Genomic DNA, 22,932 nt, shown 5'->3' with positions numbered 1-22,932 from the left:
GCAGATTTAATCTGCTTATTTTTTTAAAAATTTTTTGGAATTGGAGTAATGGATGAAGCTATTCGATAAACTAGATACTTTAAATGGAGTGGGTCCTAAGAAAAAATCCTACTTGGAAGCAATGGGCCTTGAAACAATTTCAGATCTTGCGGAATATTTCCCTATTAGATTTATAGACTCAACCAATATGAATCCGATAAAAGATTTGGTGGAAGGGGAGTTTGCGACCATTAAAGCAGAAGTTGTGCAGGTGGTCCCTCACTATCACGGCAGACTCAAAAGACTTGATGTAATCGTAACAGATGGATTTAATCTAAAGATTTCTTTCTTTAATCAAAACTTCCTATCTTCGAAATTTTTAAAAGGAGAACAGTTCTACTTCTATGGCAAGGTGTCAAGGTTTGGAAATAATCTCACCATGACCTCGCCAAAATTTGAAAATGTAAAGAGAAAAAAGGTACTAGGAAGTATTATTCCCGTCTATCAACAGTCGAAGGATATAAATAACAAAGAACTTATAAAATTAACAGACCAAGTGCTAAAAGAATATACTTGGAAAAATGTCATTCCAGAAGAAATTTTGGAAAAGTACAAGCTCTACGACATGGATAAGACCATGAGAGAGCTACACAGACCGAAATCTCAAAAAACTTACGGAAACGCAAGAAACTCATATTCATTCTACGAAATTTTAACCTATCTTCTAGCCCTATCTACAATCAAAAAAGATAGGGAAGAGACGGACATAAAACTTATAGAATTTGAAATAGAAGAATTTCTAAAAACATTACCATTTACCCTAACCGATTCACAGATGAAAGTAATCGAAGAAGTAAAGGGAGATTTAAAGAGCGGCTACAGGGTAGACAGGCTTATCCAAGGGGACGTAGGTTCAGGTAAAACTGTTGTTGCAATGGCAATAATGTATCTATTCTACAAAAATGGATTTCAATCTGCAATCATGGCACCGACAGAAATCTTGGCGACCCAGCACTACAATTCATTTAAAAATACTTTTGATAAACTTGGAATAAATGTAGCACTTCTTATCGGCTCAATGAAGAAATCACAAAAAGATGAGGTTCTAGAAGATTTAAAATCTGGAAAAGTTGACATGATTGTCGGAACCCACGCGCTTATATCGGAAAATGTAGAATTTAAAAATCTCGGCATAAGTATAGTGGACGAGCAACATAGATTCGGAGTTTTGCAGAGAAAAAATCTTTCTGACAAGGGAGTCCATACCATTGTCATGACTGCAACCCCGATACCTAGGACACTTGCACTTGTAATGTACCAAGATCTTCAAGTTTCTACCATCGACACACCACCGGCGGGAAGGCTCAAGATTCAAACTGCAACCATAAATGAAAATGGACTTTTAAAAGCTCTTGAATTTATAGAAAAAGAGTTGAAAGAAGGAAGACAGGCGTATATAATCTGTCCTATGATCGACGAAAACGAGATGCTCGATTTAAATTCTGTTAAGAAAGTCTATAAAGAGATCAAAAAATATTTCAAAGATTATAATGTTGGTCTTCTTCATGGTCAGATGAAGCCTGATGAGAAGGACAGACAGATGGAAGACTTTGAGAAGAATAAAATAAATGTTTTGGTATCTACCACAGTAGTTGAAGTCGGAGTAAATGTGCCAAACGCAACGGTGATGATGGTGGTAAATGCGGAGAGATTTGGACTCTCTCAACTCCATCAGTTAAGGGGAAGAGTTGGAAGAGGAACTCACCAAGGTTACTGCATACTATATAATAAATCTGAATCTGAAATAGCCTCCATGAGGATGAAGGTAATGGTCGAATCCACAGATGGATTCTATATTTCGAAAAAAGATTTGGAACTTCGTGGCTCGGGAGATATATTCGGAGTAAGACAATCAGGATTTATGGGATTTATCTTGGCAAACCCGATAAAAGACAAAATGATTTTAAAATACGCTGCCCTAGAAGCTAAAAATATATATAGAGATGACCCGGATTTTATAAAACCAGAGCATCTTCAACTAAAAATAAGCGTAGATAGACTAATTTCTAGAAAGTTTAATTGTTAGATTATTGATAATGTGTTAAAATAGTAATAATTGGAGGACTATGAGAGTAATATCAGGAATAGCAAAGGGTATGCGTCTTGTGTCCGTTGAAGGAATGGATGTAAGACCTACAGCAGACAGAGTAAAAGAATCTGTATTTAATATTATTGGTCAATATTTTCACGACAAAGAAGCGCTGGATATATTTTGCGGATCTGGAGGAAATGGTATAGAATTTCTATCTAGAGGAGCAAAAAGCTGTGTCTTTGTAGATACTTGTAGCGAATCACTAAAAGTTACAAGAGAAAATCTAAAGCACACGAAGCTAAATGAAGGTGCAAAAGTCATAAATATGGACTATAAAAAATATTTAAAGACCACAGAGGATAGATTTGACATCATCTACATGGATCCACCATTTGACGAACTGCAAAAGTATCGTCATACATTAGCGATAATACTTGAAAGAAACTTACTTAAAAAAGATGGATTGCTAGTGGTAGAATATAGGTATGGAAGTAGAATAGACTTTACAGGCTATGAAGTACTTAAAGAAAAGAAGTATGGATCTACATCCATAGCAGTATTGGGAGTGCCAGATGAAAGCAATATATGCCGGTAGTTTTGATCCGGTAACGAATGGGCATATAGATATAATAAAACGTGCCAGAAATATTTTCGGAGAAGTGACAGTCGCAGTCCTAAACAATGTCAAGAAACATGGACTCTTCACAGTAGAGGAGAGGATGGAACTTCTAGAAGAAGTGACAAAGGACCTTGACGGAGTAACAATAGATTCATTTACAGGACTACTTGCAGATTATGCAAAAGAAAATAACTGTAAAGTAATCATAAGAGGCATAAGGACAGCTTCTGACTATGAAAGTGAATATATATTAGCAATGGCAAATATGCACTACTATGAAGGTTTAGAAACAGTATTTCTACTATCATCGAACAAGAACACATTTGTAAGTTCAACCCTTGCAAAGGAAGTGGCGATGTTTGATGGGGATTTAAGTTTATTTGTGCCAGATATAGTAGGAGACGCTATGAAAGAAAAATTAATTGGGAGGTAGCAGATGACACTAATGGAATTGGTAGATGAGTTAGAACAACTTATCCAAACAGCAAGCAGTATTCCTCTAACAGGAAAGACTGTAGTAGAAAAAGAAGAAGTTCTAGAAATAATAAGAGATATAAAGGCAGAACTTCCATCAGAAATCAAAGAAGCACAAAAGATTTCAACAGACAGAGAACAAATCATCACAGGAGCACATGAAGAAGCTGACAGAATCATGGCAGCAGCAAGAGCTCACGCAGAAGAAATGATAAGAGAAGATGAACTTGTTCTTAAGGCAAATGAAAGAGCAGAAGAAATTCTAAGCTCAGCACAAAGAGAATCCACTCAAATTAGAGAAGGAGCTCGTGACTATGCAGATGAATTACTAGAAAGAACACAAACAAATCTTACAGAAATAATCAAAACAATAAATTCAAACAGACAGGAACTTAGAGGATAACTAAGTTCCTTTTTTATTTGTAATTTTTGTTTTAGTATAAAATAAAATTAATAATAATTATCACGCTATCCGGATAGCATTTAAAATAAAAATATTTTCATGCTCTACATAGAGCATTTAAAATTATAAAAATGCCTAACATGGATTAAATAAATTTATGCTATAATTATTTACATAGGTAAACTATAAAACTAATAATAAGGAGATTTTATGAAAAAGATATTGGTAGACTTAGAGAGAATAAAAAGAGATATGGACTATATAAACTCCATAACTGCTACTGAAGGTGAGGGATGCACCAGACTTAGCTATTCCAAAGAAGACAGAAAGACAAGGGATTACATACTATCTGAGCTAGATAAGCTTGGAGTAAATTATAAAATCGATGGCGTAGGAAATATAAGAGCGAAGTATCCAGCTAACTTAAATGAGTCTTCAATTCTAACGGGATCTCATATCGATACAGTTCCAAATGGAGGAAGATTCGATGGTTTGACAGGATCTATCTGTGCATTAGAATCTATGAGAAGAATCGTAGAAGAAAATGTAACTCTGAAAAAACCTATCGAATTTATAATCTATGCTGAAGAAGAAGGATCTAACTTCGGTTCAACAACTCTTGGTTCTAAACTTCTTGCAGGCAAGGTAGGAGTGGATGAACTGGATAGACTTACAGCTTCTGACGGAAGAACTGCAAGAAAGGTGATGGAGGATTTTGGACTAAGTATAAGCACCATTGAAAGAGATAGACTTAAAAAGGGCGAGGCATATGCGGTTATTGAGCTTCACGTGGAGCAGGGAGCGGTTCTAGATAGAGAAAATCTTGAAATTGGAGTCGTAAATGCAATTTCTGGAATGAATACATTTGAAGTAACAATAAATGGTGTGGCAAACCACGCTGGAGCAACTCCAATGATCTACAGAAAGGATCCTCTAGCTGCAGCTGCTGAAATAATTTTGGAAATGGAAAGATTTGCAAAAGAAAATGTAAATCCAACCACCGTTGCAACAGTAGGTAAGCTAAATTGCTATCCATGCGCTTCAAACGTTATAAATGGCAAAGTTGTATTCAATGTGGATATAAGAGATATAGACCAAAATGGAATCGACAAAACTTCTGACCATTTAAAAGAAGTTCTCGAAAGAGTGAAAAAGGAAAGAAATATAGATTATTCCATCGAACTTGTAGGATCCTCCAAGTCAGTTACTTTGGATGATGAAATAGTTTCTACAATAAAAGAAAAGGTGGATGAGTTTAATTATAAAAATAGAATTATGCACAGTGGAGCGGTCCATGACTGCATGATACTTTCAGACCTGTGCAAGGTAGGGATGATTTTTGTTCCTTCAAAGGACGGCATAAGTCACAATCCAAATGAAGACACCGATTTTGCAGATATTGAAAAGGGAGCCAATGTTCTTCTAGCAACTCTAATAGCTCTAGCAAACTAAATAATATAAATATTTTATTTTTCGGCATAGGACTCTTATGCCGATTTTTTAAATTCAATCCTGATAATTTGTTAAAATAATTTTAATATTTTATAAGTTTCACCAAATGTAACGAAATTATCGTGATTTATATTTAACACAACTTTCATAATAAACTATTGCAAATAGCGAAACATAATGTTAAACTAATAAACAGTGAGAACATAAATGCTTTTTATTTTTATAAAAAATTTTCGCATTTATAAAAGGAGGATATTTTGAAAAATATAAAATTATTTTCAGTTGTAGCACTTTCTCTAGCACTATTAGCTGGATGTTCAAATGATAAACCAGCTAACCAAGGCGCAAATAAACAAAATGCAGGGGCTGCTACAGAAAACAAAGTTGCCTATACTGAAATGGCAGGAGAAGAACTAGATAAGATTGAAGAAGATAACAAGGCTAAAGAAAAATACTTAGTTATCGATGTTAGACCAGTTGATCAATACAACGAAGGTCACGTTAAACACGCTATCAACATTCCAGTTGATGAATTAAAAGACAGACTTTCTGAAATAGAATCTTACAAAGATAAAGATGTTGTAACAGTTTGCAATACTGGTAAAAAATCTTCTGAAGCTGCACAAATCCTAGTTGACAATGGATTTACAAAAGTTGCTAACGCTCAAGGCGTAAAAGACTTTTCATACACAACTATGACTAAGGCTGCTACAGTTCTTGGACCACAGTTCAATGAAATGGCAAAATCTGGAAACTATACAATCATTGACGTAAGAGATGAAAAAGATTACAACGAAGGACACATTGAAGGCGCAATCCATACAACAGTTGACACTTACATGGATGATATTAAGAGTTTCCCAACTGACAAACCATTCTTAACTTACTGTTATTCAGGCAATAGATCATGGCAAGTAGCTGATGAACTAGCTAAAGAAGGACATGAAGTTTACAATGCGTATGACGGAACAAAAGAATACGACGGATACGAATTGGTAAAATAACTAATTATTAGGCTTTGGGGATTACTCCAAAGCCATTTTTTTGTATTATGATTATTTTTTTTACAAGAACACCAGAGCTAGGTCAGACGAAAACCAGACTATCTCCATATTTAAAAGATGAGGAGATTTTATCTATTTCGTACAAGTTAATAGAAAATCAGTATCGAGAAATTAAAAATACGTGTGATGAATATAAAATATATTTTAGCGGTAAACTTCCAGAGGATATAGATAAAAAATATTTAATTCCACAAAGTGGAGATGGTTTAGGAGAAAAGATGGGTAACGCAATTAAATCTGAACTTAAAAATAGAGACAAGGTTGTGCTTTTGGGTTCAGATCTTATCGGTCTAGATTCTACAAAAATAAAAAAATGTCTGGACAAACTAAACGACTACGATGTGGTGCTTGCTCCTACCTATGACGGTGGATACGGACTAGTTGGAATGCGAAAATACTACGATATTTTTTCGGACATCACCTATTCAAATGGCGAAGTCTTACAAAATACCATAAAGAGGATTGAAAGTTTTGGACTTAGTTACTATTTGACTGAAAAAATTCTGGATATAGATGAGTATGTTGATCTCGTAAGACTTGAAGTGGGAGATAATGAGCTAAAAGTCCTAGGTCAAGGGGAGTACAATCTAAACTTTCTATCTAAGGATAAAGTTATAAGGGTAAACCTCGGTTCCCAAATGCACCTTGGATCTCGCCAGCTCAAGTATGAATATGACGCTCTTAAATTTTTAGAAAAATCAAAAGTTACTCCAGAGCCGATTGATTATATCGAAGATTCTTTTTGGCTCAAAAAACCTTATTTAATTATGAAATATTATGAGGGCAGACCCCTCGACTATAAAAAAGATCTAAAAATTGCGGCAAAACTTCTATCTTCCATTCATAGTCTCGATACAGAAGAATCAGACTTAATCGTGGCGGATAGACCGTTTAAGGCGATGCACGACGAATTTATCTCCATGTACTCCCATTACAAAAGCTTCGACCAAAAAGATTTAGAAATCGAAAAGAGAATTGACGAACTCTTTAGAATTCTTGAAACTTCCAACATGGATGAAGAGATTTCAAACCCTTCAATTATAAATACGGAACTAAATAACCACAATTTTATAATTGGAGATAAAAGTGTGGTCATCGACTGGGAGAAGCCAATCATCGGAGAAGCGGAGCAGGATCTGGCACACTTCTTGGTGCCTACCACCACCTATTGGAAGACTGACACAATCCTAAGTGAAGAAGAGATGCTAGATTTCTTAGATGAATACGAAAAATATAGACCTGTGGACAGAAGAAAATTCTATAAATACTTGATGTTTAATTCTCTGAGGGGAGTTACCTGGTGTTCCATGGCGATGGTTGAATATAGCAAAGATAGAGCGATTAAAAATTTAGATACAGAGAAAAAGATAAAAGAATATCTCTCAGTAGATTTTTTAGATATGTTAAAGAAACTTTATAAGGAGGATTTATGAAAAAAGAAAACAGAAATAGAATAATACTTCTAATTATAATTGGAATATTCTTTGCAGTTTACTTCTTCGTTCCATCTGTAAACAGAGAAGTAAATGAATCCATAAGAGTGCTTACAAAAGTTGATATTAATGGAGTTGCGGAATATATAAGAGGATTTGGAGTATATGCGGTTGTAGTTTCATTCTTACTAATGCTACTTCAATCACTTATTTCGCCGATTCCAGCATTTTTCATCACCCTATCCAATGCGATGATTTGGGGATGGGCAAAGGGAGCGTTACTATCCTGGTCAAGTGCAATGGTAGGAGCTGCTATGTGCTTCTTTATTGCTAGAATCTTGGGTAGAGACGTAGTTAGGAAATTTGCATCAGAAGGAGTTCTAGTAGCGATAGAAGAATTTTTCAAAAAATATGGAAAATATGCAATCATGGTGGCGAGACTTCTTCCATTTATACCATTTGACGCAGTATCCTACGCTGCAGGATTAACCTCAATGGACTTCTGGGGATTCTTCCTTGCAACAGGTCTAGGACAACTTCCAGCGACAATAGTTTATTCCTATGCAGGTGGAAGCTTGACCGGAGGAGCACAAGCTCTAATGGTAGGGCTTTTGATTCTATTCGCAGCTTCAATTATTATCTACGTGGCTAGAAAAATTTACAATGACAAACAAACAGAACGAAATAAAATTAAATGATAGACGCATGAATGCAATTAAGATTACAATTATGATCTTGATTGCACTCATTTCTATATTTGTAGTTAGGAAATTCTCCTTTGAAGATATAAAATCATTTGTAGATTCAAATGGACATGTGGCGGCGCTCTTTTATATCCTTATATTTACAATTCTTCCGGTATTTTTCTTTCCGGTGATAATAATCGTCCTAGTTGGAGGAGCACTATTTGGAATTTGGAAAGGATCTCTATATACGATGATTGGTGTGGTTTTAAATACGCCAATTATGTACTACATGGGAAGATTTCTCTTAAAGGATTTTGTAAGAAATTTCGTCAATAACCATATGATTGAGAAGCTATCTTCTGCACTATATAGTGACAATCAAAAGGTTTTGTCTTTAGTTTTATTTATCATAAGACTTAGCCCGATATTTAGCTACAATGTGGTGAACTATATCTCTGGAATTACCGAGATAAACTTTTTTTACTACCTTCTTACTACGTTTGCGGGGGTAATTCCAGGGGTATTGGTGTTTAATTATTTTGGAGAAGCTGTCCTAAATCCGGGATCAAAAGAATTTATCTATTCAATATTATTTTTAATTTCTTTGGTAATAATATCGGCGATAATTTCTAAGCTATTCTTAAAAGAGGAGAAGAAATGAAAAAACTTGGTATAGTCATACCAACCTATAACGAAGAAAAAATCATAGATAGAACACAGGATATGATCTCTAGATTTTCTGATCTTTGTGATATTGTGTTTTCTGATGGATATTCTACGGATAAAACCTATGAAAAAATAAATTTTAAAAAGATTCAGAAAACCAGGTACAGATCCAATCAGATGAATGAGGGTGCGAAGGAACTTAAAAACGACATAATTCTTTTTCTCCACGCAGATAGCAAAATCTCAAGAGAAGAAGTACTTGAACTAATAGAAGAAGATTGTGATTTTGGATGTTTTAGGCTTAAGTTTGAACCGACTTCACTCTTTTTAAAATCCATTGAGTGGGGTTCCAACTTCCGAGTAAAATACAGGCACATAGCCTTCGGTGATCAAGGAATATTTATAAAGCGGGAACTCTTTGAAAAGATAGGAGGATTTAAACCTCTTTCACTTATGGAGGATTATGAACTCTCTCTCACCTTAAAAGAAATGGGTATCTATCCAAAGCTTCTTGAAAGTAAGATCACCACATCTTCGAGAAGATTTATAAAGGGTGGACCTTTGAAGACATTATTTAAGATGCAAGAATACCAAGAGATGTATAGAAAAGCGAGAACAGGTGGAGACATCTACGCCTGTGCAGAAAAAATAGAGAAATTATATAGGAGCTAAGATGAATGTACTAGAGAAAACGAAAGAAAATTGCATACATTGTAAGAGATGCACCAAGGCTTGCGACTTTTTATCAAAGTACGGCATGGATCTTTCGGATTTTGCAAATAGACCGGACCTTAGATACTCCTGTTTTCTCTGTGGCAAGTGCAATGACGTGTGCCCTATGGATTTAGATGGAAAAGAAATCTCTCTCTTTATGAGGAGAAAAAATTCGAAGGGACTTAAATTCGTAAAGTTTATGAAGAACAATTATAAACTTCGAAACATCGGTAAGAAAAAATCTAAAGATCTAATATTTTTAGGATGTAACTATCCAGGATTTTTACCTAAAACCAGTGAAAAGATAATTGAAATTGGATATGAACATGGAGCGGATTTCTCTGTGGATTGCTGCAAGAGACCTACCCATGATATGGGTGGAGAAGCGCCCCTTGAAATATTGGAGAAGAATCTAAAATCTCAAAGTGTAGAGAGAATAATCTGTCTATGTCCAAACTGCTACCACTTTTTAAAGGGCAAGATCTATGCAGAAGTTATCTCCGTCTATGAATATTTAAGAGAAATTGGAGTTGGAAAGAAAATCGACGAGAGTGCAAATGTATTTTTCCCATGCTCCGACAGATATTCAAGGGAGATCTTCGAAGATATAAAGTATTTTGCAAAAGATTATGCAGAACCATTTAAATCCATCGGCTGCTGTGGCCTCGGAGGAGGTGCCATAAAGCAGGAGGGGGATGTTGTGGATAGATGGAAAGAAAAGATGAACTCCTTGGATAAGGAAAATATCTATACCTATTGTTCTTCCTGTGCGGGGATTTTTCACAATGGGTACAAGAGGAAAAATGTGAAGAACTTTTTGACAGAGATACTTGAAGTCGAAGAAGAACCTTCAGAAGAGTTCGCAAAGAACGTAATGAAATATAAATTTAAAAAACACAGGAGGTAGTATGTTTAACAAGAACTTACTAAGAAAATTATCAGTATTTATGTTAACGGTATTTTTATTGGTAGGTTGTGGCAAGTCTGAAAAACCACAAAATAACGCGGCAAATAAAAATAATAAAGAACAAACTGAAACTGTAAAAGACGCAGCAGATATGACTTTTGAAGAAGCTTTAGAATCTGCAAAAGGAAAGACCGTTAACTTCTATGGATGGGGTGGAGATGAAAAGAGAAACAATTGGATCGACAACTCCATCGCACCAAAGATGAAGGAAAAATACGACATTACAGTGAACAGAGTTCCAATGGACATCGACGAAATCAACAATCTTCTTCTAAACGAAAAGAACGCAGGCAAAGATGGTTCAATCGACGTTATCTGGATCAATGGAGAAAACTTCGCAGCAGCTAAGAAACAAGATTTCTTATTCGGACCATTTACTGACAAACTTCCAAACTTCAAAGACTATGTAGATGGAGAATCTGCAGATGTGAAATATGACTTTGGCGAACCAACTGAAGGACTAGAAGCTCCATATGGAAAGGCACAATTCGTATTCGTTTACGACAGTGCAGTAATTCCAAACCCACCTAAGAATGCGGAAGAACTTCTAGAAGTATCAAAAGCAAACCCAGGCAAATTAACCTACGCAGCTCTACCTGACTTCACAGGTTCAGTATTCGTTAGACAAATTATGTCAGATCTACAAGGCTACGAACAATTCATGGACAAGAATCTTACACAAGATAAACTTGCAGAAATGATGAAACCAACCATCGACTATCTAAACGAACTTAAACCATACCTATGGAAGGAAGGCAAGACATATCCATCAGACAACCCAACCCTTACAAATATGTTCTCTGACGGAGAAGTTGCAATGGCAATGAGCTACAATCCAAACCAAGCATCAATGATGATTAACGATAAAAAAGCACCGGCAACCACTAGATCATTTGTGTTTGACAAAGGAAATATAGGAAACACCCACTTCCTTGCAATTTCTAAGATGAGTCCAAATAAAGACGCAGCAATGGTATTTATAAATGAAATCCTAGCACCGGAAAATCAAATTGAAAAGGCTGACCCAGCAGTGCTTGGAGATCTACCAGTAGTAAGCTACGACAAATTAACTGACGATCAAAAGAAACTTTATGATTCAATAAATATCGGGGAAGCAACCATCCCTTACAACGAACTTGACTCTAAGAAAGTACCGGAAATGCCGGCACAACTAGTACCATTAATTGAAAAGATATGGGAAGAAAACGTACTAAATTAGATTTATCATACCTGCCGGGAATCGCACTAATCGCTGTGGTGATTCTCGGCGGTTTTATAAAATCTATTATTATATCATTTGGATTTTACAAAGAAATAGGGATAAGTGAATTTACAACCAAGTACTACAGAGAGATTTTAACTTCCAAAGGATTTTTAAATTCTCTTTTTTTCACATTTAAATTCGCTGCAGTTTCATCTATCTTGGCGGTAATAATCGGACTATTTATGGCATATGGAATATATTTTTATAAGAAAAAGTCTTCCTTTAGCTTAAATATTCCTATGATAATACCACATATGATTGTGGTGGTAATACTTTTAAATCTATTTTCCGAAGCAGGATTATTTTCAAGAATACTTGCAAATATAGGAATAATAGATAGTCCGCATAAGTTCGTTTCGCTATTTTATACGAAGAGTGCAATAGGAATTATCCTTGTGTATATTTTTAAAGGAGCGCCATTTGCGGCGGTGGTATTCTTAAATGGAATTAATAAAATCGGAATGGAACAGTTTAGTGCAGCTAGGAATTTGGGAGCAACAGAAAGTTATGCCTTCTACCACATCTACTACAAGAGGGTAAAATCCTCTCTATTAAAAGTGCTTTTAATACTATTTACATTTTCCATGTCATCCTATGAAGTTCCTTACCTAATTGGACCGACAGCACCTCGCGCACTGGCGGTGAAATCCTATATAGAATTTACACAAAATGATTTTATCTACAAACCATATTCCTTGGCTTACAACGTAATTCTTGGGCTCATTGGAATAATTACGGTAATTGTATTTTTGATGTTGGAGTTTAAAGATGATGAAGACTTTATCTAAGACATTTGTAAATATTTTAATATTTCTACTTTGCTACACGGCGATTACTCTAACCTTGGGAGTGTTTCGAGAGAGTTATCCATATCCTGTGATCTTTGGCGGTACATTTTCAACAAGGGCAATCGAATATTTAAAAGTAGACAGAAATCTTTTAAATTCAATCATAAACTCTATGGTAATAGGGACCATCTCCACATTTATAGCAACATTTTTAAGTTACTTTGTAGCAAGGAGAATAAGCACCAATAGAAAGTTTAAAAAACTTCTTATGGCGGTGGTATTTCTACCGATGGTGGTATCTGCAACATCCATTGGAATTGGGCTTCAACTAATATTTATAAAACTTGGAATGGCAGGTAAGATCCCTGCGATAATTCTTGTGCACATAGTGTATATAATTCCATATTCAGTTTGGATTATGATACCAGGATTTGAAAGTTTCGATGAGGATCTCTACAATCAAGCGAGAATCCTAGGAGCGTCGGAATTAAAAGCGACGGTAAATTCCATACTCGTTCATATGTTTTCATTTATAAAGACATCCATCATCATGGGATTTATCCTTTCCTTCTCCCAATATTATTTGACCTTGGTACTTGGAATAGGAATGGTAAACACATTTACTCTACTTTCGTTTCCATTTATGGTGGTAAAAGATAGGAGTATAACAGCTGTGATGAGTATAATATTTATTCTTTTAAATGTACTATTTATCCTTGGAATAGAACTCATTTCAAAAATAATTATAAGGAGCAATAAATGGCATATATAGAACTTAGAAATATTACAAAATCCTATGGAGATAGAATGATATTAAAAGATATTTCCTTTGATATAAACGAAGGGGAAACTATCTCCATAGTGGGACCATCGGGTACGGGAAAATCTACACTTCTTAGAATTATTTGCGGAATACTTGAAGAGGATGGCGGAAGTATAACAGTGGCGGGAGAAAATCTCTTAAATTTGCCGCCAGAAAAGCGAAACACCCTTATGATGTTTCAAAACTTTGAACTATTTCCACATCTCACAGTGTGGGACAATGTGGCATTTGGTCCAAGGGCAAAAAAGATGAAGAAGGATGAAATATTTAAAAAGGTAGAATACTTTTTGGACTTAGTTGACCTAAATCATAGAAAAAACGCCTACCCAAAAGATTTATCAGGAGGGGAAAAACAGAGGGTCGCACTTATAAGATCACTTATAAATGAACCGAAGATGCTACTTCTCGATGAACCATTTTCAAGTCTAGATGAAATACTTAGAGACAGGGTGAGAAAATCCACCTTTGAAATTCTAAAAGATCTAAAGATCTCTACACTTTTCGTAACCCATAGCATCGAAGAAGCTTCTATGTATTCAGATAGGGTTATCGTAATGCAAGAGGGCAAAATAATTGGAATAGGAACTCCAAAAGAACTCTATGAGCATCCAAGTTGTAAAGAAGTTGCAGAATTTCTATATAAAGAAAATGTCTTTGACGATTACTTTTTAAAGAAGGAAGATATAGAAATAAAACCGGGAAGCGAATATAGTATCGATAGAAAAAGTTTTGTAAATGGAGAGTATAGATACGAAATCGGAAAATATATTGCATATAGTAGCGATGAATATAATCTCGGAGACGAAGTAGATTTAGAAATAAAGAGGAGAACTTATGAAAAAAGTACTTGTTGATTTTGACAACACCATAAATGTGAGGGGCTGTGACATAGACGACGCTTTTGCATTATTTTTTCTACTGAGCCACAAGGATATGGAAGTAGTGGGAATAACCACCACATTTGGCAATAGCAACGAAGACGACACATACAACTCAACCGTTATGATGAATAAAGATCTTGGAATAGAAATTCCTCTTAAAAAAGGAGGAATATATTCCTACGATGCTGCAAAATTTATAAAAGAAATCGTTGAAAGAGAAAAGGTAAGTTTAATCTCACTGGGCTCCACGACAAATACTATGAAGGCTCTAGCCCTTGGAATGGATACGAAAAATCTTACTGAATTTGTGCAAATGGGAGGCATCACATCTCCACTATATTTCAAAGGAATGGTAATGGATGAGCTCAATATGTCCGTAGATTTTCTTGCCACCAACTATGTCCTTAAAAGAATCGAAAAACCTGTAATAATTACAGGCAATAATTGTATCGAAAAGAAGTACAAAGTAAAGGACGGAGAGTATATTTCAAAATATATGAGGTATCTCGATTCACATATGCGTCGCTGGAAGGCAGAGTTCGAAGTAAAATATCAAGAAGAAGAACTGGTAATATGGGATGCACTAACTGCGCTATATGTAACCAATCCAGAATTTTTTGAAATAGAGAAGAGAAAGATAAGACTTGGAGAAAATATGATGACCGGATACTTGGAAGAAGGAGAGGACAAGGAAATCCTCATCCCTAGATTAAAAGATACGGTGGACGCAATGGACTATATAGTAAGCACCATTGAAAACAATTAAATAAAAGATTATTTTAAAATTTGCACGAGAGATCGTGCTTTTTTTATGTGGAAATTAAAAAAATAAATTTTAAATTAATAAAAAAATTCAAAATATATAACATAGCATTAATAAATATAAAATAGCTTTTAAATAATAAATATGGTACAATATATAGGATATGGAGGTTATTACTTGAAAGAAAATCAATGTAAAATTGTGCCGATTTCAGACACAAATATTTTAAATACACTTTTTGGTAATTTAGATGAATACCATAAGCTCATTGAGAGCTCTATGGGAGTTAAAATAATCGTGAAAGAAGATCTCTTAGAAATATACGGCGACGAAATTGCTACAGAAAATGCGGCTCTTCTAATCGAAAATCTAAAGGAATTAATAATCAGACAGAAATCTTTGGAAAAAAAGGACGTTGAATATTCCATAGCTCTTATAAAACAAGGCGAGATGAAGCCGATGACAGAACTTCTAAACGATGTTATCGTCCACACTGCTATGGGTAAACCGATCCGTTCAAAGACTTTGGGACAGAAAAAATATGTGGATGCCATGAAGGACAACGACATTGTATTCGGAGTTGGTCCTGCCGGAACTGGTAAGACCTACCTGGCGATGGCGATGGCTGTAAAGGCATTTAAAAATAAGGAAGTAAACAGAATCATCCTTACAAGACCTGCAGTAGAAGCTGGAGAATCTCTAGGATTTTTGCCTGGAGATTTACAGATGAAAGTCGATCCATACCTTAGACCTCTCTACGATGCGCTATTTGAAATTATGGGACACGAAAACTACACCAGGTACGTTGAAAAAGGTTTGATCGAAGTAGCTCCTCTAGCATACATGAGAGGTAGGACTCTCGATTCATCCTATGTAATTCTTGACGAGGCACAAAACACCACCAACGAACAGATGAAGATGTTTCTAACTAGACTCGGTTATGGTTCGAAGGCAATAATCACAGGAGACATCACTCAAATCGACCTTCCAAAGGGCAAATCCTCTGGACTTAAGACAGTTATGAGAATCCTAAAGGATGTAAAGGGAATCGAAATAGTTAAACTTGATAGAAACGACATCGTAAGACATCCACTAGTTCAAAGGATAATCGATGCCTACGACAGATGGGAAAATAAACAAAACAAAGAAAATAAAGATAGTAAAAAAGATACAACATCAAACAGAAGGAAAGAAAGATGATTTATTTCGACAATAGACAGGATTTAATAAAAATCGATGAAGAGATAGAAAATATTGTAGAGAAATCTATCGAAGCTGCCTTAAAAGAGATAGAGTTTACAGAGGACTACGAAGTTTCCGTTTCGTTTGTTGGCGACGAAGAAATCCACGAACTAAACAGGGATTATAGAGGGGTAGATAGAACTACCGATGTACTTTCTTTTCCTATGGACGATGAATTTACAAACATGCTTGGCGATATAGTCATAAATATAAATAAGGTTATCGAACAGGCAAAGGAATATGGACACAGCGAGAAGAGAGAGATTTCCTATTTAACTGTGCACTCAACCCTTCACCTAATGGGATTTGACCACGAGGAAGAAGAGGACAAAAAAGAGATGAGAGCAGTGGAAGATAGGGTTATGGAAAAATTAGAAATTAGTAGATAATATGAAAAATAGTAGCTTTATTTCATCTTTTAACTATGCGGTGCAGGGGATAATCTCCGCACTTACAACTGAAAGAAATATGAAATTTCATTGGCTTGCCTGTCTTGGAACGATTATAATTTCTCTGTTCTTTGACTTAACTAAGATGGAATTTCTCATCCTATTATTTGCGATTACACTTGTAATAGTCCTTGAACTTATAAACACAGCCATCGAAAGAACGGTGGACCTGGTGGTTACTGACTACAATCCGATTGCAAAGTATGTAAAGGACGTCTCTGCAGGAGCGGTTATGATTGCATCACTAAATGCAGTGGTGGTTGCATACTTACTCTTTTACAACAAGATCTCAAATATAGGACAGATTGCCCTTGTAAAGATTAAAAATTCTCCAGACCATCTGGCACTGGTTGCGGTGATTATAGTCCTCATTCTAACCATCGGAGGCAAGTACCTTATGGCGAAGAAGAATGGAGGATCATACTTCCAAGGGGGAGCAGTTTCAGGACATACATCAATTGCCTTTTGTGCTGCCACAGTGATATCTCTAGTGGCACAAAAAACTGTGATAACCACATGTGCATTGGGACTTGCACTACTGGTAGCAGAAAGTAGAGTTGAAACTGGAGTCCACAGAAAATCGGAAGCAGTTGCAGGAGCGATAGTTGGAATCTCTGTTGCAATCTTTGTATTTAAACTATTTACGTGAGGTGCATATGGAAATTAAAAAACTAATAGAACTTGCCTTAGATGCAAAGGAAAAGATGACCTACACTCCATACTCAAAGTTCAACGTTGGTTGTGCAGTTGAGATGGAAGACGGTTCTGTGTACCAAGGTGGAAATATAGAAATCGTCTCCTATTCACCGACTATTTGTGCGGAGAGGGTTGCAATTTTCAAAGCAGTCTCGGAAGGTCATAGAGAGATTAAAAAGATTGTCATAACAGGAGATAATAAAGACACCTTCCCATGTGGGGTTTGTAGACAGGTAATTCGAGAATTTTCGAAGGACCCAGAAATTATAATTGCAAACTCGACAGAGGATTATAGAAAGTTTACGCTGGAAGAGATACTTCCCCATAGTTTTGGACCGGAGGAATTAAATAATGTTTAAATCGGGATATATAGCGGTGATTGGCAGACCAAATGTAGGCAAATCGACGCTTTTAAATAGACTAATCGGCATGAGAATCCTTGCAGTTTCTGACAAGGCTCAAACCACGAGAAATAAAATAAACTTAATATATAGCGACGACGATAGTCAAATAATATTTCTCGATACACCTGGGATGCAGACCCCAAGAAATGAACTGGGAGACTACATGCTAAGAGAATCTAGCTCAGCCTTAGAAGATGTGGACCTAATCACATACATCGTGGATACTTCTAAAATAATTGGAAAACAGGACAGGGCTATTATAGAAAAATTAAAGAAGATAAAAGACAAAAAAGTAATCCTACTTATAAATAAAATCGACAGTATTCCTAAAGAAGATATACTTCGTTTAATAGAAATGTATTCGAAGGAGATGGATTTTCTAGATGTCATACCAATCTCTGCAAGAGAAGGAGATGGCACAGAAATCTACCTAGACACTGTTAAGAATAATCTTCCAGAAGGACCGAAGTACTACACAGACGAATATGTAACCGACAGACCTATGAAGTTTATAGTTGCAGAAATAATAAGAGAAAAAGCACTTAGGTTTTTGCAAGAAGAAGTACCTCATGGGGTGGCTGTTGAAATAGAAAAGATGGAAGAACTAGAAGACAGGACCAATATCATTGCTACGATTTATGTGGAAAGAGATAATCACAAGGGGATAATCATTGGCAAGAATGGCACCATGCTTCAAAAGATTGGCACCCAAGCGAGACACGATCTCATGGACTTACTTATGACAAAGGTAGATCTAAGAATTTGGGTTAAGGTTGATAAAAACTGGAGGGATAACGAAACCAGATTAAAAGGGCATGGCTACCTATGATTAGGACAGAAGGTATAGTTCTATCGGAGAGGAACGCTGGAGAAAGCTCCAAAGCTTTAAAAGTGTACACCCTTGACGCGGGTCTTGTGACCATCTATGCAAAGGGAGCGCTTAAGAGAAGTTCAAAAGTCACGAGCTCTTCACAGGTGTTCTTTGTAAATGAATATACCATTTCAAAATCAGGGGTCTTCTACTACATTAAGAGTGCAAATATACTATCTTCAAACTTGCACCTAAGACAGAGCCTTGTAAAACTTTCATATGCAAATTTAGTATTAGAAATCTACTTAAAAAGCAATATGGAAGAGATAGAAAACAAGAATGCTTACCTACTTTTAAAAAAATACTTAGAAACACTTAAAGATTCTACTGCAAGGGTGAGAACCATGCAGCTTCTACTAAAATATATTTCCTTTATAGGTTTTAGACCATCCATGAATGGAAGATACTTTTTAGTAGATGGGGGCGGACTTACACCTAATTTAGAAAATTCTTCTAAGTACTATGAATTAAATGACGAAGAAGTAGAATATCTAAATCTCTTGATGTACAAAGATTTAGAATTTGAGTTTCAAAAGAAAGATTTCGAAAGGAAGATCTTTCACATAATTATAGAATATGTAAAATACTGTCTAGATTTAAGACAAATAAACTCATTGGAGTTAATTAGGGAGGAATAATGTATTTTCAAGATTTAATTAAGAATTTGACAAGCTACTGGATGGAAAGAGGAGCAATCATAATGGAGCCTTACGACATAGAAAAAGGTGCAGGAACTATGAACCCTCACACATTTTTAAGATCCCTTGGACCAGAACCATGGAGAACAGTATACGTAGAACCATCTAGAAGACCAGCAGACGGAAGATATGGAGAAAATCCAAATAGACTATATCAACATCACCAACTACAAGTAATCTTAAAACCATCTCCAGAAGATGTACAAGAACAATATCTTGGATCTCTTGAAGCGATAGGAATTGACACCAGCATCCACGACATTAGATTCGTAGAAGACAACTGGGAATCACCTACCCTAGGAGCATGGGGACTTGGTTGGGAAGTATGGCTTGATGGAATGGAAGTTACACAATTTACCTACTTCCAACAAGTAGGAGGAATAAACTGTGATCTTGAATCAGCAGAGCTTACCTATGGTCTTGAAAGAATTGCAATGTACTTACAAAATGTGGATTCAGTTTACGAAATTCAATGGAACGAAAATATTAAGTACGGAGATATTTTCAAAATGGCAGAGTATGAACAATCCAAGTATGGATTTGAAGATGCGGATGTAGATATGCTTAAACATCTCTTCGACGTATATGAAAAAGAATCTGAAAGAATAATCGAACTAGGACTTGTGCTTCCAGCATACGACTACACACTTAAATGCTCACACACTTTTAACCTTCTTGACTCAAGGGGAGCACTTTCAGTATCAGAAAGAACATCCTATATTGCAAGAGTTAGAAATAGGGCGAGAAAAGTTGCGGAAACATTCTTGAAACAGAGAGAAGAACTTGGCTATCCACTTTTAAACAGAGGTGACAAATAATGAATTATTTACTTGAAATTGGAATGGAAGAGTTGCCAGCAAGATATGTAGACCTTGCACTCATTCAAATAAGAGATAAGGCAGATAAATTTTTAAGAGACAATCTAATTGATTATAAAGATATAAGAACCTATGCAACACCTAGAAGACTTACTCTTTTTATAGATGGCATAGAAGAATTCCAAAGAGATATAAACGAAGAAGTAAAGGGTCCTGCAAAGAAGATCGCCTTTGATGAAGATGGAAACCCTACAAAACCACTAGAAGGATTTTTAAAATCTAAGAATTTAAAACTAGAAGATATCGAAATAAAAGACTTAAAGGGAACCGAATACGTATACGGACAAGTTCACAAAAAAGGTGAAAAGTCAGAAGAAATTCTAAAGGTAGAAATCCCAAGTCTAATAAAAGGTATAACCTTCCCTAAGAATATGAAATGGGGCGGTAAGAATCTTAAATTTGCAAGACCTATTAGATGGGTTGTCAGCATGCTAGATAGTGAAGTTGTAGAATTTCCTTTCGAAGGAATCCCGGTTGGTAATGTAACTAGAGGTCATAGATTCTTAGGAAGCTCTCACATTGAAATTGACCACGTAGACAATTACGAAAAACTTCTTGAAGAAAACTATGTAATCCTAGATCAAAAGAAGAGACTTGAAATTATAAAAATAAATGCAAAGAAAGAAGCGAAAGCTCTAGGTGGAGAAATAAAAGAAGATAAGGATCTACTAGATGAACTTACCTATATCAACGAATATCCAACTCCTATTACTGGAAATGTAAAGGAAGAATATCTAGAACTTCCAGCGGAAGTAATAACCACACCAATGAGAGATCACCTTCGCTACATCCCTGTATACAACGAAGACGGAGATCTACTTCCATACTTCATAACCGTTAGAAATGGAACTGATTACAAAAAAGAAATAGTGTCTAAAGGAAATGAAAAAGTCCTAGGAGCGAGACTTGAAGACGCAAAATTCTTCTACAACGAAGATATCAAAACCAAATTAGAAGATCTAAATGAAAATCTAAAAGGTCTTATGTTCCAAGATAAACTTGGCACAATGTATGATAAATCTCTAAGAATAGATAAACTTTCTCGTGAAATTGGAGAAAAATTAGAAGTTGCAGACGAATCTCTAGTAGATTTAAAGAGAGCGGCAGAACTTTCTAAAGCAGACTTAACTACCAAGATGGTTACAGAATTTACAGAACTTCAAGGAACCATCGGCTCAATCTATTCAAAACTTCAAGGAGAAAAACCTCTAGTAAGCCAAGCAATCTTCGAACAATACCTACCTAGATTTGCAGGAGATGAACTTCCAGAGACAACTATCGGTTCAATCCTTGCGCTAGCAGACAAGATCGACACAATAGTAGGACTATTTGCAATAGGTCTAATTCCAACTGGATCACAAGACCCATTTGCCCTAAGAAGACTTTCAATCGGAGTTGTAAATATTCTAAAGGATAAGAACTGGGATCTATCTCTAAGCGATATAGTTGACCACGCTCTATACACCTATGTTCAAGAAAATAACCTAACCTTCAACTACGAAGAAGTTAAAGAAAAAATCCTAGACTATTTCAGAGCTAGAATCAAAAATATTCTTGAAGATATGAATATTAGATACGATATCATCCAAGGAGTAATTGCATCTGATGGAACCGTAATTGAAACCATTGACAAAGCGATAAAACTAAATGAATTCTTTAAAGAAGATAGAACAGAACTTGTAGACGCACTAACTAGAGTTCATAACCTTGCAACCAAGTATGAAGAAGGGGAAGTTGCCGAAGAAAGATTTGAAGATCCTTCAGAAAAAGAACTCTATAATAGATTTGAATCCATAAGACCAGATGTAGAAACCTTGATAAACGACAAGAAATATGAAGAAGCATTACTTGCTTTAAATCCATTAGTACCATTTATAGATAAATTCTTCGATAGCTGTATGGTGCTTGTAGATGATGAAAATGTAAGAAATAACCGTTTAGCACTACTACATTTAATCGATAGCCTTGTAGAAAGAGTAGTGAACATAGAATCTATTAAGGAATAAATATGGAACTAACCAAGAGACAAGAAGAAATAATTGAAATAGTAAAAGAGGGAGAACCTATAATAGGCGACGAAATTGCTGAAAGATTGGGACTTTCAAGGGCGACCATAAGACCTGATCTTTCCATCCTCGTGATGTTAAATATTTTAGGTGCAAGACCTAAGTATGGTTATTACTTCAGAGGAGATGTGGACACCCAATCTATAAACAATAAACTTCAAAAGATGTTGGTAAAGGACTATATGTCCACCTCAGCAATTTTAGACGAAGAAGATAGCATAAACGATGCGATAGTAGAACTATTTGCATCAGATATCGGAACTATATTCGTAACGAGCAAATCAAAATTAATCGGCGTAGTAAGCAGAAAAGATTTATTAAGAGCCACCATGACGAAGATGGATATAGAAACCACTCCCGTTTCAGTGATCATGACTAGAATGCCAAATGTGTTTACCGTAAGCCCTAGGGCAACTGTAAAAGAAGCGGCTCAAATTTTATATGATCATGATGTGGACGCCATTCCAGTTATAAATCAACATTTAAAAGTAGTTGGAAGATGGACCAAGACCAACGCGCTTAATGTATTTATAGAATTATCTAAGACTAAGGAAGATTAA

25 protein-coding genes are annotated in these 22,932 nt (G+C 35.6%); all 25 read left to right on the top strand.

Going from position 1 to position 22,932, the window contains the following annotated elements:
• Positions 1 to 52: 52 nt before the first annotated feature.
• The gene (gene recG, locus HMPREF1252_RS01460; protein WP_023058999.1) at positions 53 to 2,065 is read left to right on the top strand and encodes an ATP-dependent DNA helicase RecG; all 2,013 of its coding nucleotides are present in this window, start codon (positions 53 to 55) and stop codon (positions 2,063 to 2,065) included.
• A 40-nt stretch (positions 2,066 to 2,105) separates the two neighbouring features.
• Positions 2,106 to 2,666, top strand: coding sequence for a 16S rRNA (guanine(966)-N(2))-methyltransferase RsmD (rsmD, locus tag HMPREF1252_RS01455; protein ID WP_008901822.1), 561 nt, complete (start codon positions 2,106 to 2,108; stop codon positions 2,664 to 2,666).
• Positions 2,644 to 3,123 (top strand): pantetheine-phosphate adenylyltransferase, encoded by a 480-nt coding sequence (gene coaD, locus HMPREF1252_RS01450; RefSeq protein WP_008901823.1) that lies wholly within the window; start codon positions 2,644 to 2,646, stop codon positions 3,121 to 3,123. The genes rsmD and coaD overlap by 23 nt, the downstream gene beginning before the upstream one ends.
• A 3-nt stretch (positions 3,124 to 3,126) precedes the next feature.
• Entirely contained in the window at positions 3,127 to 3,567 is a 441-nt protein-coding gene (locus HMPREF1252_RS01445; protein ID WP_008901824.1) for a hypothetical protein, read from the top strand.
• Between the two features lie 210 nt (positions 3,568 to 3,777).
• The gene (locus HMPREF1252_RS01440) at positions 3,778 to 5,019 is read left to right on the top strand and encodes a Zn-dependent hydrolase (protein ID WP_023059112.1); all 1,242 of its coding nucleotides are present in this window, start codon (positions 3,778 to 3,780) and stop codon (positions 5,017 to 5,019) included.
• A 257-nt stretch (positions 5,020 to 5,276) separates the two neighbouring features.
• Positions 5,277 to 6,023, top strand: coding sequence for a rhodanese-like domain-containing protein (locus HMPREF1252_RS01435; RefSeq protein ID WP_023059062.1), 747 nt, complete (start codon positions 5,277 to 5,279; stop codon positions 6,021 to 6,023).
• A gap of 47 nt (positions 6,024 to 6,070) precedes the next feature.
• Positions 6,071 to 7,516, top strand: a complete 1,446-nt coding sequence (locus HMPREF1252_RS01430; protein ID WP_023058943.1) for a TIGR04282 family arsenosugar biosynthesis glycosyltransferase — start codon at positions 6,071 to 6,073, stop codon at positions 7,514 to 7,516.
• On the top strand, positions 7,513 to 8,214 hold the full coding sequence (locus tag HMPREF1252_RS01425; protein WP_023059125.1) for a TVP38/TMEM64 family protein: 702 nt from the start codon (positions 7,513 to 7,515) through the stop codon (positions 8,212 to 8,214). The genes HMPREF1252_RS01430 and HMPREF1252_RS01425 overlap by 4 nt, the downstream gene beginning before the upstream one ends.
• Positions 8,180 to 8,863, top strand: coding sequence for a TVP38/TMEM64 family protein (locus tag HMPREF1252_RS01420; protein ID WP_036746701.1), 684 nt, complete (start codon positions 8,180 to 8,182; stop codon positions 8,861 to 8,863). The genes HMPREF1252_RS01425 and HMPREF1252_RS01420 overlap by 35 nt, the downstream gene beginning before the upstream one ends.
• Positions 8,860 to 9,540 carry a TIGR04283 family arsenosugar biosynthesis glycosyltransferase gene (locus tag HMPREF1252_RS01415; RefSeq protein ID WP_023059010.1) on the top strand — a complete coding sequence of 227 codons (681 nt, stop codon included), beginning with the start codon at positions 8,860 to 8,862 and terminating at the stop codon, positions 9,538 to 9,540. The genes HMPREF1252_RS01420 and HMPREF1252_RS01415 overlap by 4 nt, the downstream gene beginning before the upstream one ends.
• A 1-nt stretch (position 9,541) precedes the next feature.
• Positions 9,542 to 10,489 carry a (Fe-S)-binding protein gene (locus HMPREF1252_RS01410; RefSeq protein ID WP_023059091.1) on the top strand — a complete coding sequence of 316 codons (948 nt, stop codon included), beginning with the start codon at positions 9,542 to 9,544 and terminating at the stop codon, positions 10,487 to 10,489.
• 1 nt (position 10,490) lies between these two features.
• Complete coding sequence (locus HMPREF1252_RS01405; protein ID WP_023059021.1) at positions 10,491 to 11,768, top strand: ABC transporter substrate-binding protein; 1,278 nt, start codon at positions 10,491 to 10,493, stop codon at positions 11,766 to 11,768.
• The gene (locus HMPREF1252_RS01400; protein ID WP_023059120.1) at positions 11,744 to 12,601 is read left to right on the top strand and encodes an ABC transporter permease; all 858 of its coding nucleotides are present in this window, start codon (positions 11,744 to 11,746) and stop codon (positions 12,599 to 12,601) included. Before HMPREF1252_RS01405 ends, HMPREF1252_RS01400 begins: the two co-directional genes overlap by 25 nt.
• Entirely contained in the window at positions 12,582 to 13,373 is a 792-nt protein-coding gene (locus HMPREF1252_RS01395) for an ABC transporter permease (protein ID WP_036746699.1), read from the top strand. The genes HMPREF1252_RS01400 and HMPREF1252_RS01395 overlap by 20 nt, the downstream gene beginning before the upstream one ends.
• Positions 13,361 to 14,278, top strand: a complete 918-nt coding sequence (locus HMPREF1252_RS01390) for an ABC transporter ATP-binding protein (protein WP_023058960.1) — start codon at positions 13,361 to 13,363, stop codon at positions 14,276 to 14,278. Before HMPREF1252_RS01395 ends, HMPREF1252_RS01390 begins: the two co-directional genes overlap by 13 nt.
• The gene (locus HMPREF1252_RS01385) at positions 14,259 to 15,071 is read left to right on the top strand and encodes a nucleoside hydrolase (protein WP_023059029.1); all 813 of its coding nucleotides are present in this window, start codon (positions 14,259 to 14,261) and stop codon (positions 15,069 to 15,071) included. The genes HMPREF1252_RS01390 and HMPREF1252_RS01385 overlap by 20 nt, the downstream gene beginning before the upstream one ends.
• A 174-nt stretch (positions 15,072 to 15,245) precedes the next feature.
• A complete protein-coding gene (locus HMPREF1252_RS01380) occupies positions 15,246 to 16,268 on the top strand; it encodes a PhoH family protein (RefSeq protein WP_023059051.1) in 1,023 nt (340 codons plus the stop codon).
• On the top strand, positions 16,265 to 16,699 hold the full coding sequence (gene ybeY / locus HMPREF1252_RS01375; protein ID WP_023058951.1) for an rRNA maturation RNase YbeY: 435 nt from the start codon (positions 16,265 to 16,267) through the stop codon (positions 16,697 to 16,699). Before HMPREF1252_RS01380 ends, ybeY begins: the two co-directional genes overlap by 4 nt.
• Position 16,700: 1 nt before the next feature.
• Positions 16,701 to 17,408 carry a diacylglycerol kinase gene (locus tag HMPREF1252_RS01370; protein WP_008901838.1) on the top strand — a complete coding sequence of 236 codons (708 nt, stop codon included), beginning with the start codon at positions 16,701 to 16,703 and terminating at the stop codon, positions 17,406 to 17,408.
• Positions 17,409 to 17,415: 7 nt separating this feature from the next.
• Positions 17,416 to 17,814, top strand: coding sequence for a cytidine deaminase (gene cdd / locus HMPREF1252_RS01365; protein ID WP_008901839.1), 399 nt, complete (start codon positions 17,416 to 17,418; stop codon positions 17,812 to 17,814).
• Positions 17,807 to 18,688 (top strand): GTPase Era, encoded by an 882-nt coding sequence (gene era, locus HMPREF1252_RS01360; protein ID WP_023059048.1) that lies wholly within the window; start codon positions 17,807 to 17,809, stop codon positions 18,686 to 18,688. Before cdd ends, era begins: the two co-directional genes overlap by 8 nt.
• A complete protein-coding gene (recO, locus tag HMPREF1252_RS01355; RefSeq protein ID WP_023059111.1) occupies positions 18,685 to 19,368 on the top strand; it encodes a DNA repair protein RecO in 684 nt (227 codons plus the stop codon). The genes era and recO overlap by 4 nt, the downstream gene beginning before the upstream one ends.
• Entirely contained in the window at positions 19,368 to 20,246 is an 879-nt protein-coding gene (gene glyQ / locus HMPREF1252_RS01350; RefSeq protein ID WP_008901842.1) for a glycine--tRNA ligase subunit alpha, read from the top strand. The genes recO and glyQ overlap by 1 nt, the downstream gene beginning before the upstream one ends.
• Positions 20,246 to 22,312: a glycine--tRNA ligase subunit beta gene (gene glyS, locus HMPREF1252_RS01345; protein WP_023058972.1), complete on the top strand. Its 2,067-nt coding sequence runs from the start codon at positions 20,246 to 20,248 to the stop codon at positions 22,310 to 22,312. Before glyQ ends, glyS begins: the two co-directional genes overlap by 1 nt.
• Before the next feature lie 2 nt (positions 22,313 to 22,314).
• Entirely contained in the window at positions 22,315 to 22,932 is a 618-nt protein-coding gene (locus HMPREF1252_RS01340) for a helix-turn-helix transcriptional regulator (protein ID WP_023059088.1), read from the top strand.

This window comes from Peptoniphilus sp. BV3AC2 (assembly GCF_000478945.1).
In the GTDB taxonomy this organism is placed as follows: Bacteria; Bacillota; Clostridia; order Tissierellales; family Peptoniphilaceae; genus Peptoniphilus_B; species Peptoniphilus_B duerdenii.
Note: the sequence above shows the minus strand (reverse complement) of the source record. Positions and strands in the feature narration are given on the sequence as shown.